Origin of the sequence: Streptomyces sp. NPDC012508 (assembly GCF_042902595.1) — a bacterium.
In the GTDB taxonomy this organism is placed as follows: domain Bacteria; phylum Actinomycetota; class Actinomycetes; order Streptomycetales; family Streptomycetaceae; genus Streptomyces.
This window is the reverse complement of sequence record NZ_JBIBEO010000007.1, coordinates 372,593-389,087: the sequence shown is the minus strand read 5'-3', so window position 1 is coordinate 389,087 and position 16,495 is coordinate 372,593. Positions and strand designations below refer to the sequence as shown.

The window sequence follows — 16,495 nt, the reverse complement described above, 5'->3', positions numbered from 1 at the left end:
GCGGCGAGTGGTGAGCGTGTGAGCTCGTGAGGGAGCGCGACCGTCAGGCCGTAGCGCGCGGTGGGCGCTGGCATCGCGGGCAGAAGTAGCTCGACCGGTTCATCCAGGGACGGCGGCGCATCGGCGTACCGCAGCGGCGGCACGGCTCGTCCTCGCGTCCGTACGCGTCGAGCGACCGGTCGAAGTAGCCGGACTCGCCGTTCACGTTGACGTACAGGCTGTCGAAGCTGGTCCCGCCGGCCGCCAGGGCCGCGTTCATCACGTCCCGTACATGGCCGAGGAGTTCGGCCGAGCGGGGCCGCGTGAGCGTGGCGGTCGGGCGTTCGTAGTGCAGCTTGGCGCGCCAGAGCGCCTCGTCCGCGTAGATGTTGCCGACCCCGCTGATAAGCGTCTGGTCGAGCAGGGCCCGCTTGATCGTCGTACGGCGCAGGCGCAGGGCCGTCTGGAAGGCTGCGTCGTCGAACGCCGGGTCCAGCGGATCGCGGGCGATATGCGCGATGACGTCGGGCAGCCCGTCGGGGGTGTTGTCGTGGAGCGAGAGCCCGCCGAAGGTGCGCTGGTCGACGAAGCGCAGTTCGGTGCCGAGGCCGTCCTCGAACCGCACGCGGATGCGCAGATGCTTCTCGTCCGGGGTGGTCTCGGGCTGTACGAGCAGCTGCCCGCTCATCCCGAGGTGGCCGAGGACGGAGGCCTCGGTGTCCGCCAGGGGGATCCAGAGGTACTTGCCGCGGCGGCGCGCGATCCCGAACCGGTGGCCCTTGAGCCGTGCGGCGAAGTCCGGGCCGCCGGCCGGGTGCCGGCGTACGGCCCGGGGATGCAGCACCTCGACCTCGCCCACGGTCCGCCCGCCGACCCAGCGCTCAAGACCGCGTCGTACGACCTCGACCTCGGGCAACTCGGGCACGGGACTCCTCCGGAGGGGTACGGGAAAGGCGACGCCCGAAGCCTACCGCCCGGGCCGTGACGGCCGGACGGCAGCAGAAGACCCCGCCCGGAGACCCTCGCGGGGCCCCGGGCGGGGTCGTCAAGAAGCAGTGCCGTCAGGAAGGGGAGGGCTTCAGGCCGAGGCCTGGTCCGCGGGGGAAGGGGTGTCGGCGACCTCTTCCGGCGTCGCTTCGGCCGCCGCCTCCGCCGCGGCCTTCGCCACCGCGAGACGCTCGTCCGCCGCCGCGCGAATCGCGCGCCATGCGGACTCCGCAGCCTGCTGCTCCGCTTCCTTCTTGCTGCGGCCGGTGCCGGTGCCGTACGAGACACCACCGACGCGGGCGGCAGCAGTGAAGGTCTTCTCGTGGTCCGGACCCGTCTCCGTGACGAGGTACTCCGGAACACCCAGACCCTCGGCCGCGGTCAGCTCCTGGAGGCTGGTCTTCCAGTCCAGTCCTGCACCGAGGTTCGAGGACTTCTCGATCAGCGGGTCGAAGAGCCGGTGCACCAGCTCCGAGGCCGCGTCGAGGCCCTGGTCGAGATAGACCGCACCGATCACCGCTTCAAGGGTGTCGGCGAGGATGGATGCCTTGTCCCGGCCACCCGTGCCCTCTTCGCCCCGGCCGAGCCGGATGAAGGAGCCGAGTTCGAGGCCGCGACCGACCTCCGCCAGCGCACGCGAGTTGACCACCGCGGCCCGCAGCTTGGCCAGCTGGCCTTCCGGCAGGTCGGGGTGGGTGCGGTACAGCGTGTCCGTGACCACCAGGCCGAGCACGGAGTCCCCGAGGAACTCCAGACGCTCGTTGGTGGGCAGACCGCCGTTCTCGTACGCGTACGAGCGGTGCGTCAGCGCACGCACCAGAAGGGCGGACTCGAGCTGATACCCGAGCCGCCCTTCCAGAAGCGTGTGGGACGAGGCATTGTCCGTCTTGTTGGACTCAGACATTGCGCCTCTCACCAGCCACTCAGACCGAGAGGACCTGGCGCTTGTTGTAGGTGCCGCAGCTCGGGCACGCGATGTGCTGCTGCTTCGGCTCCTGGCAACGCTCACACGAAACCAGGGTGGGGACCGCAGCCTTCCACTGCGACCGGCGGTGGCGCGTGTTGCTGCGCGACATCTTCCGCTTCGGAACAGCCACGGCTACTTCTCCTGCTTCTCGTCGACGCCAGCTTCGGCGCCGCTCATGTTGTCCTTCTCATCGGTTCCCAGCGAACCGGCGAGTCCCTGCAGTGCCGCCCAACGCATGTCGACGGCATCGTGGTGGTGGTCCGGGTTGTCGTTCAGGTTGGTTCCGCACTCGGAACACAGACCCGCACAGTCCTCCCGGCACACCGGCTGCATCGGCAGTGCGAGCACCACCGCATCACGCAGCACGGGCTCGAGGTCGAACATGCCGTCCTCGAGGGGGATCATGTCCTCGTCGTCCTCGGCTTCGTCGTCCGCGGCCGCCTTGGAGCGGCCCCGGTCGTCGGAGTCGGGGTACGAGAACATCTCCTGGAAGTCCACGTCGAGCTCGAGCTCGACGGGCTCCAGACACCTTACGCACTCCCCTTCGGCCGATGCACGGGCGGTGCCTGTGACAAGCACCCCTTCCATGACCGACTCGAGGCGGAGGTCGATTTCCACCGGTGCGCCTTCCGGCACTCCGATGACCCCTTCGACGCCGAAGTTCTTGGGGGCGTCGACCGAACGGGAGATCCGCTGGAGGGCACCAGGACGCCGCCCCAGCTCGTGTGTGTCGAACACGAGGGGGTTGCGGTGGTCGAGGCGCGTGCTCAGGGTTCTTCCTGCTTTCGGATCGTGAGGGGGCTGCCGCGTTCGAATCGAGAGACGGAGCGGGCAGCATGGATCGCGGGCATACGCGCGACCGAAGAGCCAGGATACTGGACGCTTCGCTCAGGGCCCAATCCGGGCCCGCGGAGCTGATCGCTCAGTGCCCCTGGCCGTGGCCGTGACCCTGTTCGTACTGACGCAGCTGCTCCAGGTCGATCATGCTCGTGTCGAAGAAGCTGGTCTCGTCGAGCGCGGCGGCCTGCGGCTGGGGCTGGTGCTGCGGCTGCTGCTCGTAGCCGTACTGCTGCTCGTACGAGGGCGCGGCGTAGGCCGCTCCGGTGGAGCCGTTGCCCGCAACGGAGTACGGGTCGGGCTGCTGCTGGTACGCGTAGGGGTCGGCCTGCTGGTAGGCGTAGGCGTCCTGGTGCTGGGGCTGCTGCTGGTACCCGTACGGGTCCGGCTGCTGGGCCGGGATCTGCGGGGCCTGCTGCATGACGGGCTGATGCTGCACCGGCTCCGGGTCCGCCAGCTCGGCGAGACCGGCCAGGTAGTCGGCGTCGCTGGTGGGCCGGGAGCCGCCGGCCGCGTCCTGGGCGGCCATGTGCGCGCCGAGGTCGTCCGTGGCGATCCGCCCGTGCAGCTTCTGCCGGCCGCGGCCGACGGCCTCCAGGGTCTTGGACAGCACCGCCTCGAACGCGCCGAGCTTGGCGTCGACGTACTCGTCGGCGCGGTGGATCAGGGTCTGCGGGTCCGCGCTGTACTCCGGGGCGTCCTCGTCGGCGTAGCCCTGCTCGTCCAGGCCCGGGCCGCGGCCGAGCAGCTTCTCGCGGCCCCGGTCGACGGAGCCGATGGTCTTGTTGAGGACGACCTCGAAGTTGGCGAGCTTGGAGTCGACGTAGTCGTCGGCCTCGGCGCGGATCTCCTCGGCCTCCCGGCGGGCCTCGGAGAGGATCCGGTCCGCCTCGTCCTGGGACTGGCGGGCGACCTGGGTGTCCGAGATCAGGGAGCCGCGCTCGGCGTGGGCGGCCTCGATGATCCGCTCGGCCTCCTGGCGGGCGTGCTCGACCATCTGCTCCCGGCCGCCGAGCAGCTCCTGGGCCTGGGCGAGGGAGCCCGGCAGGGCCTCCCGTACCTCTTCGAGCATGGCGAGCAGCTCGGCGCGGTTGACCACGCAGGACGCCGACATGGGCATGGAGCGGGCGTTTGTGATCGAGGAAACGATCTCGTCGAGCTTCTTCTGCACGTCCACCGGGTGCTCGCCACTCTCTACAGCTGGATGGAGACGGACGGGACGACTGTAAGGGCAGTCGTCCCCCGTCCGACACCAGGTGACGGACCGTCAGGGACGGTCGCTCGGGGTCACTGCTCGGCGCGCCGCTCGGCGAGGCGCTCGGTGAGCCGGCCGAGGACGGCCGGCGGGACCAGGTGGGAGACGTCGCCGCCCCAGGCGGCGACCTCCTTGACCAGGGAGGACGACAGGAAGCTGTACGTCGGGTTGGTGGGGACGAACAGGGTCTCGACGCCCGAGAGCCCGTTGTTCATCTGCGCCATCTGCAGCTCGTAGTCGAAGTCGCTGACCGCGCGCAGACCCTTGACGATCGCGGGGATGTCCCGCTGCTTGCAGAAGTCGACGAGCAGGCCGTGGAAGGCCTCGACCTCGACATTGCCGAAGTCGGCCGTGACCTCACGGATCAGTTCGATCCGCTCGTCGACGGTGAACAGTCCTCGCTTGGACTGGTTGATCATCACCGCGACGTGCACGACGTCGTACAGCTTGGAGGCGCGGGCGATGATGTCGAGGTGTCCGTTGGTGATGGGGTCGAATGACCCCGGACAGACGGCGCGGCGCAACTTGGGTCCCTCGCTCTCCGGTCCGGTCATCGTGCGTCTTCGCACGTAGAGGCGGCGCGACCGTACCAAAACGTTCCCTCGCCGTAGCGACGGGCCCGGAGTGATGTGAAACCGGCCGGCCAGGCGAATTCCCCGCCTCGGGTGCTGCGCTCCACGGTGACGACGGCATCGTCGGCGATCCAGCCCCCGGAGCGGAGTGTGAGCAGGATCTCGCGAAGATCGTCGTCCGAGACGGCGTAGGGCGGGTCGAGGAAGACCAGGTCGTACGGGTCGGCGGGCGCCGGTCCTGTCACGATCTGTTCCGCTTTGCCGGTCCGGAGTTCGGCGCCGGGGAGTCCCAGCGTGCGGATGTTCTCGCGGACGGTCCGGGCGGCCCGGGCGTCGGCCTCGACGAGGAGGGCATGGGAGGCGCCGCGCGAGAGCGCCTCCAGTCCCACGGCGCCCGAGCCCGCGTACAGATCGGCGACACGGGCTCCGTGGAGGGTGCCGAGGAGCGACTCCCAGGTGGAGAAGAGGCCCTCGCGCGCCCGGTCGGAGGTCGGGCGGGTGCCGTTGCCGGGCGGCACGGCCAGTCGGCGTCCGCCGGCCGTACCGGCGATCACGCGGGTCATCTGAGGTCCTTGTCCTTGTGCTTCGGCGCTCCTGTGCCTCCACGATATGGCCGGTCGGCGGGGTGTGCCGTCACCCCTTCTCCAGGAACTCCTCCCGCTCCTTGTCCAGGAGCGCGTCCAGGGCGGTGCGCAGCTCGGGGTGGTCGGTGAGGTCGGGGTCGGCCAGGACGACGGCGGTGGCCTCCTCGCGGGCGGCGGCGATGACCTCCTCGTCGTCGATGACGGTGAGCATCCGCAGCGAGGAGCGGACGCCGGACTGGGCCTGTCCGAGGACATCGCCCTCGCGGCGCTGTTCGAGGTCGATACGGGAGAGCTCGAAGCCGTCGAGGGTGGAGGCGACGGCGCCGAGGCGCTGCCGGGCGGGACTGGCCTCGGGCATCTCGGTGACGAGGAGACAGAGGCCGGGGGCGGAGCCTCGGCCGACGCGGCCGCGGAGCTGGTGGAGCTGGGAGACGCCGAAGCGGTCGGCGTCCATGATCACCATGGCGGTGGCGTTCGGCACGTTCACGCCGACCTCGATGACGGTGGTGGCGACGAGGACGTCCGCCTCGCCCGCGGCGAAGCGGCGCATGACGGCGTCCTTGTCGTCGGGGTGCATCCGGCCGTGCAGGACCTCGACGCGGAGTCCGGCGAGGGGGCCCGCGCGGAGCTTCTCGGCGACCTCCAGGACGGCGAGCGGCGGCCGCTTCTCGGCCTCGTCCTCGGGGGACGCCTTCCGCTTCTGCTTCTCGTCCTCGTCGTCGCCGATGCGCGGGCAGACCACGTACGCCTGGTGTCCGTTCTCCACCTCCTCACGCACGCGCTCCCACGCGCGCGTGAGGAAGTGCGGCTTGTCGGCGGCGGGGACGACATGGCTGGCGATCGGGGAGCGCCCGGCGGGCAGCTGGTCCAGGACGGAGGTCTCCAGGTCGCCGAAGACGGTCATGGCGACCGTGCGCGGGATCGGCGTGGCGGTCATGACCAGCAGGTGCGGCGGCTGCTTCCCCTTGCCCCTGAGGGCGTCGCGCTGCTCCACCCCGAAGCGGTGCTGCTCGTCGACGACGACCAGCCCGAGGTCGTGGAACTGGACCTTGTCCTCGATCAGCGCGTGCGTGCCGATGACGATCCCGGCCTCGCCCGTGACCAGGTCGAGGAGAGCCTGCCGCCGGGCGGCGGCGCCCATGGAGCCGGTGAGCAGCACGACCTTGGTGGCGTGCTCGGCCCCGCCGAGCATGCCGGCCTGGGCGAGCTCGCCCATCATCTCGGTGATCGAACGGTGGTGCTGCTGGGCGAGGACCTCGGTGGGGGCGAGCATCGCGGCCTGTCCCCCGGCGTCGACGACGGCGAGCATGGCCCGCAGGGCCACCATCGTCTTGCCGGAGCCCACTTCGCCCTGGAGGAGGCGGTGCATGGGGTGCTCGGTGGCGAGGTCGTCGAAGATCTCCTTGGAGACCTTCTTCTGGCCGTCGGTGAGAGTGAAGGGCAGCTTGGCGTCGAAGGCGTCGAGGATGCCGCCGGGGGTGGGCCGGCGGGCGACGGCGCGCAGTTGGGTGTCGGCGTGCCGGCGGCGGGCGAGGGCGACCTGGAGGACGAAGGCCTCGTCCCACTTGAGCCGCTGCCGGGCGTCCTCGATGTCGGCCTTCGTACCGGGCCGGTGGACCTTCTGGAGCGCTTCGGGCAGCTCGGCGAGGCCACGGCCCTCGCGCAGGGCGGGCGGCAGTGGGTCGGCGAGGCCCGCCCAGCCGGTGGCGGCCAGGGAGTCCAGGGCGATCGAGACGGACTGCTCGATGGTCCAGGACTCCAGCTGCTTGCAGGCGGGGTAGATCGGCAGCAGTTCGCCCGCGAAGGCCTTGACCGTCTCGTCGCTGCTCTCGGCGTCCAGGAGTTTGTACTCGGGGTGGGCGAGCTGGAGCTTGCGGTTGAAGACCCCGACCTTGCCGGCGAACATCCCGCGCCGGCCCGGCAGCAGCTCCTTCTGGTGGAAGTGGACGCCTCGGCCGAAGAAGACGAGCTGCATCCGCCCGCTGCCGTCGGTGATGGTGACCTCCAGGCGCTGGCCCTTGCCCCGGCCGCCCTTGTTGAAGGTAAGCACGCGGGCGTCGGCCACCTGCGCGACCACCGTGACGTGCTCGTCCAGCGGCAGGTCGGCGAGGGCGGTGAGCTCGCCGCGCTCGGCGTACCGCCGGGGGTAGTGGTGGAGGAGATCCCCGACCGTACGCAGGTCGAGCTGCTCGGCCATCACCTTCGCGGTGGCGGCGCCGAGGAGGTTCTTCAGAGGTTCGTCGAGCACTGGCACGCGTTCCATTGCACACCACCGCACTGACACCCGTCCCGCAGGCTGCGGATATCTCCTGGTCACGTCGGCGTCGTGCCCCCTAGGATGACGCGTCTCCCCCCGTGCCGCCCCGCGATCACCGCCCGCCGGGATCGCCCGACCCGCGCCGTCGTCTGTCCCCCCACCGGCGCAGCGACGATGACTGCTGATCAGACACCGCACACCTTCCAGGTCGATCTGCGCGGACTCGTGGATCTTCTCTCCCACCACCTCTATTCGAGCCCCCGGGTCTACCTGCGCGAACTGCTGCAGAACGCCGTCGACGCGATCACCGCGCGCCGCGCCGAGCAGCCTGATGCCCCGGCACAGGTCCGGCTGTACGCGGACGGCGGCAGCCTGCGCGTCGAGGACAGCGGCATCGGGCTGACCGAGAGCGACGTCCACAGCCTGCTGGCCACGATCGGACGCAGTTCGAAGCGGGCGGACGCCGCGGGCATCGCGAGCGCCCGAGCCGAGTTCCTGGGGCAGTTCGGCATCGGACTGCTCGCCTGCTTCGTGGTCGCCGCCGAGATCCGGGTGGTCAGCCGCAGCGCCCGTACGCCCGCCGCCCCACCGGTGGAGTGGACGGCGTGCGACGACGGTTCGTACACCGTCCGCACGCTCCCGGACAGCGCGCGCACGGAACCGGGCACCACCGTGCATCTCACCGCGCGCCCCGGCTCCGGCGAGTGGCTGGCCGAGGAGCGGGTCCTCGCGCTGGCCCGCGAGTACGGCTCGCTCCTCCCGTACGAAGTACGGGTCGGGGACGCGCCGGTCACCGAACTGCCCGCGCCCTGGAACCGCTCGTACGCGAGCCCGGCGGCCCGGCGGGTCGCACTCGCCGGGCACTGCAGGGACGTCTTCGGATTCACCCCGCTCGACTCGATCGACCTGGATCTTCCGGTCGCCGGGATCCGGGGGGTGGCGTACGTCCTGCCGTCGGCCGTCAGCCCCGCCCAGCGCGCCGGCCACCGGGTCCATCTGAAGGGCATGCTGCTCACCGAGCGGGCCGACGGACTGCTGCCCGACTGGGCGTTCTTCGTGCGCTGCGTCCTCGACACGGACAGTCTGCGGCCGACCGCCTCGCGCGAGTCGCTGTACGAGGACGAGACGCTGGCGGGGGTACGGGACGCGCTGGGCGCTGCCGTACGGGACTGGCTCGGCGAGCTGGCCGCGGGCGCCCCGGAGCGTCTGGAGGAGTTCCTGGCCGTGCACCACCTCGGGGTGAAGTCGCTGGCCCGGCACGACGGCGAGATGCTGCGCACGATGCTGCCGTGGCTGCCGTTCGAGACGACGGACGGCCGGCTCTCGCTGGAGGAGTTCGCCCGCCGTCACCCGGTCGTGCACTTCACCCGTACCGTCGAGGAGTACCGGCAGGTCGCCGCGATCGCGACCGCGCAGGGCATCGGCGTCGTCAACGGCGGCTACACGTACGACACGGAGCTGGTCGAACGCCTCCCCGAGGTCCGTCCCGGCACCGCCGTCGCGGAGCTCGACGCCGACACCGTGACCGCCCATCTCGACTCGGTCGACCCGGCGCAGGAGCTGGCCCTCTCGTCGTTCCTCGCGGTGGCGCGTGCCGCGCTGGATCCGCTGGGCTGCGACGTGTCGCTGCGCTCCTTCCATCCGCTGACCGTGCCCGCGCTGCACCTGGACGACCGGGCGGCCCGCCACGAGCAGGCCCGGGCGGACGCCGAGGAGCAGGCGGGCGACCTGTGGGCCGGCATCCTCGGCTCACTGCGCGGCAGCGCGCCGAGGGCCCGGCTGGTCCTCAACCATCTGAATCCGCTGATCCGCCGGATCGGTTCGCTCGACGACCCTGAGCTCGCGGGGACGGCCGTCGAGGCGTTGTACGGGCAGGCCCTGCTGATGGCGCAGCGGCCGCTGCGCCCGGCGGACTCGGCGCTGCTCAACCGGGCGTTCGCGGGGCTGCTCGCCTGGGCCACCCACCACGGGGAGAACGACGCATGACCCTGACCTTCGAGGCCCTCCGCGAGGCGATGCGGGACAACGCCCAGCAGCCGGAGGGACCGGCGCGCAACGCGCGCGCCGAGCGACTCCTCGCCGAGGCCGAGCTGATCGGCGAGCCGCTGGCCGTCATCGAGGCGCTGGGCCATCAGCTCCAGGCGTACAACTACAGCTCCGAGAAGGCGAAGATGTTCGTGCCCTTCTCACGGCTGCTGCGGATGTGGGACGACAACCCGGCGGACTTCGACGCGTACGAGGCGCACTCCCTGCACTGGGTCTTCAAGTGGGTCTCCAGCGGCATGCTCGACCAGCCGCACATCCCGCTCGCCTCGATCGAGAAGTGGCTCGGCGAGATGGAGCACCGCTACCGCCTGGCGGGCCACTCCGAACGGGCCGTGCGGCAGAGCGAGTTCCGGGTGGCGCGGCACATCGGCGACCTGGAGCGGGCCGAGCGGGCGTACGCGGCGTGGCTGGCGGCCGAGCGGGACCGGATGGCCGACTGTCACGCGTGCGAACTGCACGGGCAGGGCGGGTGGTCGGCGGAGCTCGGCGACGACGAGCAGGCCCTGCGGACCTGGGCGCCGGTCCTCGCGGGCGAGCACACCTGCGCGCACGAGCCGCACGCGGTCCTGGCCTCCTCGCTGCTGCCGCTGGTGCGGCTCGGCCGGGCCGACGAGGCCCGCGCGCACCATCTGCGGGGCTACCGGCTGGTGCGGCCCATGGAGAGCATGCGGGGCGCGGCGGCGGACCACATCGAGTTCTGCGCGCTGACCGGGAACGAGGCGCGGGGTCTGGAGATCCTGGCGGAACGGCCGTCGTACCTCACGGACGGCGGCGATCCGGACAGCCAGATGGACTTCCTGGCCGTGACGGCGCTGCTCCTCGACCGGCTGGTGGAGCTGGGGCTCGGCGCGCAGTCGGTGCCGGGTCCGGCGAGGGCCGAGGGGGCGCCGTGGACCGCCGGCGAACTGGCCGCCCACGCGCGCGTGGAGGCGCTGGCGATCGCGCGGCGCTTCGACGAGCGCAACGGTACGGGGCGGGTCAGCGCGCTCGTACGGGCCCGGATGGACGCGCGGCCGCTCCTGGAGCGGCTGCCGCTGGGGGTACGGGCGGCGGGTCCGGTGCCGGTGCCCTCGCCCCCGTCCGCGCGCGTGGTGGCGCCGGCGGTGGAGCCGGGCGACCTGCTCGCGGAGGCGCGCCGGCTGTCGGCGCAGCGGGATCCGGCCGCCCGCGCCGCGTGGGAGGCGGTGGGGGCCGCCGATCTCGAACTGGACGTGCTCGGGCGGGCCGAGCTGGACGACCACCGGGCCATGGCGATGGACCTCGGTCCGGCCGAGTCGGTCGGGCTGTTCCACCGGGCCGCGGAGGGGTACGAGTCGGCCGGCGACCGGGGTGAGGCCGAGGCCGCCCGGGCCAGGGCGGCGTACGCGCTCGCGCTCGACGGGCGGGTGGCCGAGGCGACGGCGGCCGTCGGTGAGGCGATCACCCGGGTGCTCGCGCTGCACGCCGAGGGGGCGGCCACGCCCCGGCAGGCGGCGGGGGCGCTGCTGAGCCGGGTCCGTGTGGGGCTGCTGCGGCTGCACGAGGACGAGGGCGAGCACGGCTCCCCCGCCGATGAGTTGGTGCGGGCCGTGGACGAGCTGCTGGCCTTCACCGCGCCGTACGCGGACGATCCGCTGGTCGCGGACCGGGTCGCCGAGGCGGAGGCCGTACGGGGCGATCTGGCGGCCCACGAGGGGGATGCCGAGGGGGCGGCCCGGCAGTACGCGCACGCCGCGGAGCTCTACCACCGGATCGGGATGCCCTGGTACGCGGTGGAACCCGAGGCCCGGCTCTCGCGGATCGCCCTGCACACGGGTGACCTGGAGACGGCCGAGCGGGCGGCGCGTGCGGCCCTCGACCATGGCTCGCGGCACGCCGGGGCGGCCGGGCAGACCCGGCTCAGGCTCCAGCTCGCCGAAGTCCTGGGCGCGGCGGGGCGGTTCGGCGAGGCGGCGGAGCACGCCCTGGAGGCGGCGCACTGGGCAGACGAGGCGGGCGAGAGCCGGGGCATCGGCGCGTACGCCCGGCACCAGCTGGGCGGTTGGCTGCTGCGGGAGTCGCGGTTCGAGGAGGCGGCGGCGATTCTGGAGGCGGTGCTGCCGGACCTGTCGGTGGAGAGGCACGGCGACGGGATGGTCGTCCAGACGCTGTGGTGGCTCGGCGACTGCCTCTCGACGCTGAACGAGCCCCGCGCGGCGGCGGAGCAGTGGCTGCGGGCGGCGGAGCTGGCGAAGTCGTGGCCGGAGCAGCGGGACCACGCGGTGCTCGCGAACCTGGCGGCGCAGGCGCTGCTCGCGGCGGAGCTGCGGCCGGAGGCCGCGGCGGCGTACGAGCGGGCGGGCGAGCTGTGGAGCGCGCTGGGCGACACGGCGGCGTATGTGCGGACCCTGCGGGTCCGGGCCTGGATCGCGGGCGCGGACGGGGAGGGCAGGGCGCTGATGGACGCCGCTGCGGAGGCGTGCGGGGCGGACGTGGTGGAGCGTGGGGACACGTACGTCCAGGCGGCGGAGCTGCTCGGGGAGACGGACGCGGGGGCGGCGCTGTCGTACGCGACGCGGGCGGTCGCGGCGTTCGCCGAGGCGGGCCCGGATCAGCGCGACCGCCGCACGGCAGCGGAGCTCCTGTCGGCCTGGCTCCACCTGGCCGTGGACGAGCCGTCGTCGGCGGTGGCGCTGGCGCGGGGGGTGCTGGCGGAGTACGCCACGACGGAGGACGACCCGGCGCCTTCCCGCCGCGAGGAGGCGGAGTCGGTCCTGGAGCGCGCGAGTTCATGACGGCGGGGGTGGGAGGGGCGGGGACTCCCCCACCCCACCCCTCCCCGAAACCCTGACGGGAACGGGGGCTCCGCCCCCGGAACCCCCGGAGAACTGCGGCAGCTTCGCGCCGCCCGCCGGCGAGCCCGCCGAGGTGCGGACGGTTCGCGCCGGGGTCCGCGCCGTGCCGGAGGGACGGTCGGGCCGGGGTGGCTACTCCACGCCGATCAGGAGCGGCGGGGCGCCCGCGCCCGCGTGGTAGGTCGTGGTGTCCACGGCCAGGTACGTCTCGCGGACGTGGCGTTCCAGGGAGTCCGACAGGGCCGGTGGCGTCTCGTCCGAGACGATCAGGGTCACCAGTTCGCCGCCCGCCGAGAGCATCCGGTCCAGGACCGTTCGGGCCGTGTCCGTGAGGTCCTGGCCGATGACCGCCACGTCGCCCTCGATCAGGCCGAGGACGTCACCGGCCTGGCAGACGCCCGCCGAGGTGAACGACTGGTGTTCGGCCACCGCGAGTTCCGCGTACCGCGTCGCCCCCGCCGCCGCCGTCATCGCCACGACGTCCTCGTCGAAGCGCCGGTCCGGCTCGTGGACGGCCAGCGCCGCGATGCCCTGGACCGCCGCCCGGGTCGGGATCAGGGCGACCCGGATGCCCTCCGCTCGGGCCTGCTCGGCCGCCGCGCCCGCCGTGTGCCGCAGGTCGGTGTCGTTGGGCAGCAGCACCACCTCGCGCGCGTGGGCCCGCCTGATCGCATCGACCAGGTCCCCGCTCGCCGGCGGCGCCCCCGGCCCGGCCAGCACGGTCGTCGCGCCGGCCTCCGCGCACAGGCCCGCGAGCCCCTCCCCCGGTACGACCGCCACGACGGCCCGCTGCAGCCGCTCCCGTGTCTCCGAGGCGCCCGCGAAGTGCGTGATGCGGATCCGGTACGGGCGCCCCGCCTCCACGCCCGCCTCCACCGCCGCCCCCGCGTCGTCGACGTGGACGTGGACGTTCCACAGGCCGTCCCCGCCGACGACGACCAGGGAGTCGCCCAGCGCGTCCAGCCGGGCCCGCAGCCGCTCCACCGCCGCGTCCTCGGCCTCCAGGAGGTAGATCACCTCGAATGCGGGGCCGCCCTGCGGGGCGCAGTCATCCAGCGAGGACACCGGCACGGCCCGCGTCGGCGGGCGCAGCTGCGCCTCGCCCGACACGGCCTCCACCAGCGCCCCGAGGACCGCCACCAGACCCCGTCCGCCCGCGTCCACGACGCCGGCGCGCTCGAGGACGGCCAGCTGTCCGGGAGTCGCCTCCAGGGCGGTCCTGGCGCCCTCGTACGCCCCTCTGGCCACCGTCACCAGGCTTCCGCCACCCCCGCAGGAGTCCGCCGCCGCCGTCGCCACGCTCAGGATCGTGCCTTCGACGGGGTGCGCCACGGCCTCCCTGGCCGCGCGGGCCGCCGCCGTCAGGGCGCGGGCGAGGTGATCACCGTCACGTCCGTCGGCGAGCACGGACGCCATGCCGCGCAGCAGCTGCGAGAGAATCGTTCCGGAGTTGCCCCGCGCCCCGATCAGCGCGCCGTGCGCCATGGCGCGTACGACCTCACCCGCGTCGGGATCGTCCGCCGCGAAGACCGCCTCGACCGCCTGGGCCGCGGACTCCACCGTCAGGTACAGGTTCGTTCCGGTGTCCCCGTCGGCGATCGGATAGACGTTGATCGCGTCGATCTCCTCGCGCTCCCGGCCGAGCGCGTCCAGCGCCCGTACGCACCAGGATCGGACCGCTGCGGCGTCCAGGGTCTGCGCGGTCTGCGGCAACTGGTGATCCTCCTGCTAGGCGGCCGTCTGCGGTGAGCTCACCGCAGGGTAGACCGGCTCGTGACCTGGGGCCGGGGCGGGGGCCGCGGTGTCCGTGGTAGTTTCGTTCTACGGGAGCAGCCGTTGTATGCTGCTCCGGTTGCCCGGCGAGAGTCGGGCCATTCCCCCGGCAAGCCACTTCAGAACTCTGATTCCGGTGCGCCGGATTTCACTGTAAATCTGAAGTCTTTGGAGTGACCCGTGGCTGCCAACTGCGACGTCTGCGGCAAGGGGCCGGGCTTCGGCAACAACATTTCGCACTCGCACCGCCGTACGTCTCGTCGCTGGAACCCGAACATCCAGCGCGTGCGTGCCGTGGTCGGTCGGACGCCGAAGCGGCTCAACGTCTGCACCTCGTGCATCAAGGCCGGCAAGGTCTCGCGCTAACGCCGACGTTTCGTCGTAGCGCAGCCCCTGCGGTTGCCTTGAAAGGCCGGTTCACCTTGGTGAACCGGCCTTTTGCCATGCCCGGGGACGCGTGCCCTGTAGGCGCGTGCCCTGGAGGCGCACACCCCGGAGGCGCACGCCCCGGAGCCGCACGCCCCGGAAGCGAACGCCCCCTTGGCGGGACCCGCTAGGCGCGGAAGCGCCAGCCGTGGTCCACCGGGCCGATCCCCGCGCCCAGCGCGAACCCGGCCGCGATCGCCCCGGTCACATACGCCTTCGCCTCCCGCACCGCCTCCGGCACGCTCAGCCCCTTCGCGAGGCCCGACGCGACCGCAGAGGCGAGCGTGCAGCCCGTGCCGTGGGTGTGCCGGTTGTCGTGGCGCGGCGCGCGGAGCCAGTGCTCCTCGTCACCGTCGGTGAGCAGATCCACCGCCTCACCCTCCAGGTGCCCGCCCTTGATGAGCGCCCAGCGAGGCCCGTACGACAGGATCGCCGCCGCGGCCTCCGTCAGATCCGCCTCCGAGCCGACCCGTACGCCTGTGAGCTGCGCCACCTCGTCCAGGTTGGGCGTGGCGACCGTGGCGACCGGCAGCAGCTTCGTCCGTACGGAATCCAGCGCCGAGGCCGCGAGCAGCGGGTCACCGTGCTTGGAGACCCCGACCGGATCCACGACGACGGGCGCGTCCGTCCCGGCGAGGAGCTCCGCGACCGTCTCCACCAGCGCGGCAGAGGCCAGCATGCCGGTCTTCACGGCCTGGACGCCTATGTCGTCGACGACGGCGCGGTACTGGGCCCGTACGGCCTCCTCGGGCAGCTCCCACGCGCCCCGCACACCCTGCGAGTTCTGGGCCGTGACAGCGGTGATCACGCTCATGCCGTGGACGCCGAGGGCGAGCATCGTCTTCAGGTCGGCCTGGATGCCCGCGCCGCCGCCGGAGTCGGATCCGGCGACGGTCAGGACGAGCGGCGGCCGCATCACTCGTGGCCCCCGAAGTGGTCCCAGCCGCCCTTGCTGTGCCAGGGCGCCCCGTCCACGGTGACCTGCGGCAGCGCGGAGGGGTTCAGGACCTCGCCGATCACCTTCCAGCGGGCCGGCAGCTTCACGTCCGGCGGGAAAGTGGCCACGATCGCGTGGTCCTCTCCCCCGGTGAGCACCCACTGCAGCGGGTCCACGCCCACGGCCTGGCCGATGTCGTTCATCTGGGTGGGGATGTCGATGAGCCCCGAGCGCAGGTCGATGCGGACCTTGCTGGCCTCGGCGATGTGGCCGAGGTCGGCGATGAGTCCGTCGCTGACGTCGCACATGGCGGTGGCGCCGAGCCCGGCGGCCGCGGGGCCCGCGTGGTAGGGCGGCTCGGGCCGCCGGTGGGCCTCGACGAACGCGCGCGGGGAGCGGAAGCCTCGGGAGAGCACCGCATAGCCGGCCGCGGACCAGCCGAGCCAGCCGGTGTACGCGACGACGTCGCCGGGCTGGGCCCCGCCCCGGGTCACGGGGTCGTGGTTGCGCAGATCGCCGAGGGCCGTGATGGCGACGGTGATGGTGTCGCCGCGGACGACGTCGCCGCCGACGACGGCCGCGCCCGCGACCTGGCACTCGTCCCGCAGGCCGTCCATCAGCTCGGTGGGCCAGGTGACCGGGAGTTCGGCCGGGACGACCAGGCCGAGGAGGAGCGCGGTGGGGACGGCGCCCATCGCGGCGATGTCGGCGAGGTTCTGCGCGGCGGCCTTGCGGCCGACGTCGTACGCCGTCGACCAGTCGCGGCGGAAGTGACGTCCTTCGAGCAGGATGTCCGTACTGGCCACCACGCGCCGGTCGGGTGCGGAGACGACCGCGGCGTCGTCGCCGGGTCCGATCCGCACCGCCGGGGTGGAGGTGAGCCGGGAGGTGAGCTCTCTGATGAGCCCGAACTCCCCCAACTCTCCTACTGTGCCCTTCACCGCGTCTCACCTCGTGTTGTCGTGCGGTACCGTCAATGAGGAACCGTCTAGACCGTCAACTGCTGTCTTGTCTACGCCACACTGTGGGCGCCTCGGGGCACGCAGGTCTCCCCGCGGCCCG

General features: G+C 72.6%; 14 protein-coding genes and 1 pseudogene. 3 read left to right on the top strand and 12 right to left on the bottom strand.

What is annotated here, in order from left to right; genetic code table 11:
- Window positions 1–43: 43 nt before the first annotated feature.
- The 8 genes from mutM to recG all read right to left on the bottom strand — a co-directional run bounded on the left by mutM (window position 44) and on the right by recG (window position 7,444).
- The gene (gene mutM / locus ACFY8U_RS25350; protein ID WP_361759803.1) at window positions 44–904 is read right to left on the bottom strand and encodes a bifunctional DNA-formamidopyrimidine glycosylase/DNA-(apurinic or apyrimidinic site) lyase; all 861 of its coding nucleotides are present in this window, start codon (window positions 902–904) and stop codon (window positions 44–46) included.
- 153 nt (window positions 905–1,057) lie between these two features.
- Window positions 1,058–1,870 (bottom strand): ribonuclease III, encoded by an 813-nt coding sequence (gene rnc / locus ACFY8U_RS25345; protein WP_389573865.1) that lies wholly within the window; start codon window positions 1,868–1,870, stop codon window positions 1,058–1,060.
- A 19-nt stretch (window positions 1,871–1,889) separates the two neighbouring features.
- The gene (gene rpmF / locus ACFY8U_RS25340; protein ID WP_030496967.1) at window positions 1,890–2,063 is read right to left on the bottom strand and encodes a 50S ribosomal protein L32; all 174 of its coding nucleotides are present in this window, start codon (window positions 2,061–2,063) and stop codon (window positions 1,890–1,892) included.
- A 2-nt stretch (window positions 2,064–2,065) separates the two neighbouring features.
- A complete protein-coding gene (locus tag ACFY8U_RS25335; RefSeq protein ID WP_389574168.1) occupies window positions 2,066–2,704 on the bottom strand; it encodes a YceD family protein in 639 nt (212 codons plus the stop codon).
- 151 nt (window positions 2,705–2,855) lie between these two features.
- Window positions 2,856–3,947: an ATP synthase F0 subunit B gene (locus tag ACFY8U_RS25330; RefSeq protein WP_389573862.1), complete on the bottom strand. Its 1,092-nt coding sequence runs from the start codon at window positions 3,945–3,947 to the stop codon at window positions 2,856–2,858.
- Window positions 3,948–4,057: 110 nt separating this feature from the next.
- Window positions 4,058–4,549 (bottom strand): pantetheine-phosphate adenylyltransferase, encoded by a 492-nt coding sequence (coaD, locus tag ACFY8U_RS25325; RefSeq protein ID WP_361434777.1) that lies wholly within the window; start codon window positions 4,547–4,549, stop codon window positions 4,058–4,060.
- 26 nt (window positions 4,550–4,575) lie between these two features.
- Window positions 4,576–5,160 (bottom strand): 16S rRNA (guanine(966)-N(2))-methyltransferase RsmD, encoded by a 585-nt coding sequence (gene rsmD, locus ACFY8U_RS25320; protein ID WP_389573859.1) that lies wholly within the window; start codon window positions 5,158–5,160, stop codon window positions 4,576–4,578.
- 70 nt (window positions 5,161–5,230) lie between these two features.
- Entirely contained in the window at window positions 5,231–7,444 is a 2,214-nt protein-coding gene (gene recG / locus ACFY8U_RS25315) for an ATP-dependent DNA helicase RecG (protein WP_389573857.1), read from the bottom strand.
- 168 nt (window positions 7,445–7,612) lie between these two features.
- Between recG and ACFY8U_RS25310 the strand changes: the two genes are divergently transcribed.
- Window positions 7,613–9,424 (top strand): HSP90 family protein, encoded by a 1,812-nt coding sequence (locus tag ACFY8U_RS25310; RefSeq protein ID WP_389573854.1) that lies wholly within the window; start codon window positions 7,613–7,615, stop codon window positions 9,422–9,424.
- Window positions 9,421–12,237: a tetratricopeptide repeat protein gene (locus ACFY8U_RS25305; RefSeq protein WP_389573851.1), complete on the top strand. Its 2,817-nt coding sequence runs from the start codon at window positions 9,421–9,423 to the stop codon at window positions 12,235–12,237. Before ACFY8U_RS25310 ends, ACFY8U_RS25305 begins: the two co-directional genes overlap by 4 nt.
- A 192-nt stretch (window positions 12,238–12,429) precedes the next feature.
- Here the strand turns inward: ACFY8U_RS25305 and ACFY8U_RS25300 are convergent, their stop codons facing one another.
- Window positions 12,430–14,010 (bottom strand): DAK2 domain-containing protein, encoded by a 1,581-nt coding sequence (locus tag ACFY8U_RS25300; protein WP_389573848.1) that lies wholly within the window; start codon window positions 14,008–14,010, stop codon window positions 12,430–12,432.
- 240 nt (window positions 14,011–14,250) lie between these two features.
- Between ACFY8U_RS25300 and rpmB the strand changes: the two genes are divergently transcribed.
- Complete coding sequence (gene rpmB / locus ACFY8U_RS25295; protein WP_003957616.1) at window positions 14,251–14,436, top strand: 50S ribosomal protein L28; 186 nt, start codon at window positions 14,251–14,253, stop codon at window positions 14,434–14,436.
- 51 nt (window positions 14,437–14,487) lie between these two features.
- Here the strand turns inward: rpmB and ACFY8U_RS25290 are convergent.
- The 3 genes and pseudogenes from ACFY8U_RS25290 to ACFY8U_RS25280 all read right to left on the bottom strand — a co-directional run.
- A pseudogene (locus tag ACFY8U_RS25290) lies at window positions 14,488–14,595 on the bottom strand (hypothetical protein); the annotation flags it as partial.
- Between the two features lie 28 nt (window positions 14,596–14,623).
- Window positions 14,624–15,412, bottom strand: a complete 789-nt coding sequence (gene thiD, locus ACFY8U_RS25285) for a bifunctional hydroxymethylpyrimidine kinase/phosphomethylpyrimidine kinase (RefSeq protein WP_389573846.1) — start codon at window positions 15,410–15,412, stop codon at window positions 14,624–14,626.
- On the bottom strand, window positions 15,412–16,374 hold the full coding sequence (locus ACFY8U_RS25280; protein ID WP_352190330.1) for a thiamine-phosphate kinase: 963 nt from the start codon (window positions 16,372–16,374) through the stop codon (window positions 15,412–15,414). The genes thiD and ACFY8U_RS25280 overlap by 1 nt, the downstream gene beginning before the upstream one ends.
- Between the last annotated feature and the right edge of the window lie 121 nt (window positions 16,375–16,495).

Excerpts from the sequence above, each read along its gene's own strand:
- rnc (WP_389573865.1), bottom strand. The coding sequence starts at position 1,870 with ATGTCTGAGTCCAACAAGACGGACAATGCCTCGTCCCACACGCTTCTG.
- rsmD (WP_389573859.1), bottom strand. The coding sequence starts at position 5,160 with ATGACCCGCGTGATCGCCGGTACGGCCGGCGGACGCCGACTGGCCGTG.
- recG (WP_389573857.1), bottom strand. The coding sequence starts at position 7,444 with ATGGAACGCGTGCCAGTGCTCGACGAACCTCTGAAGAACCTCCTCGGC.
- ACFY8U_RS25310 (WP_389573854.1), top strand. The coding sequence starts at position 7,613 with ATGACTGCTGATCAGACACCGCACACCTTCCAGGTCGATCTGCGCGGA.
- ACFY8U_RS25305 (WP_389573851.1), top strand. The coding sequence starts at position 9,421 with ATGACCCTGACCTTCGAGGCCCTCCGCGAGGCGATGCGGGACAACGCC.
- thiD (WP_389573846.1), bottom strand. The coding sequence starts at position 15,412 with ATGCGGCCGCCGCTCGTCCTGACCGTCGCCGGATCCGACTCCGGCGGC.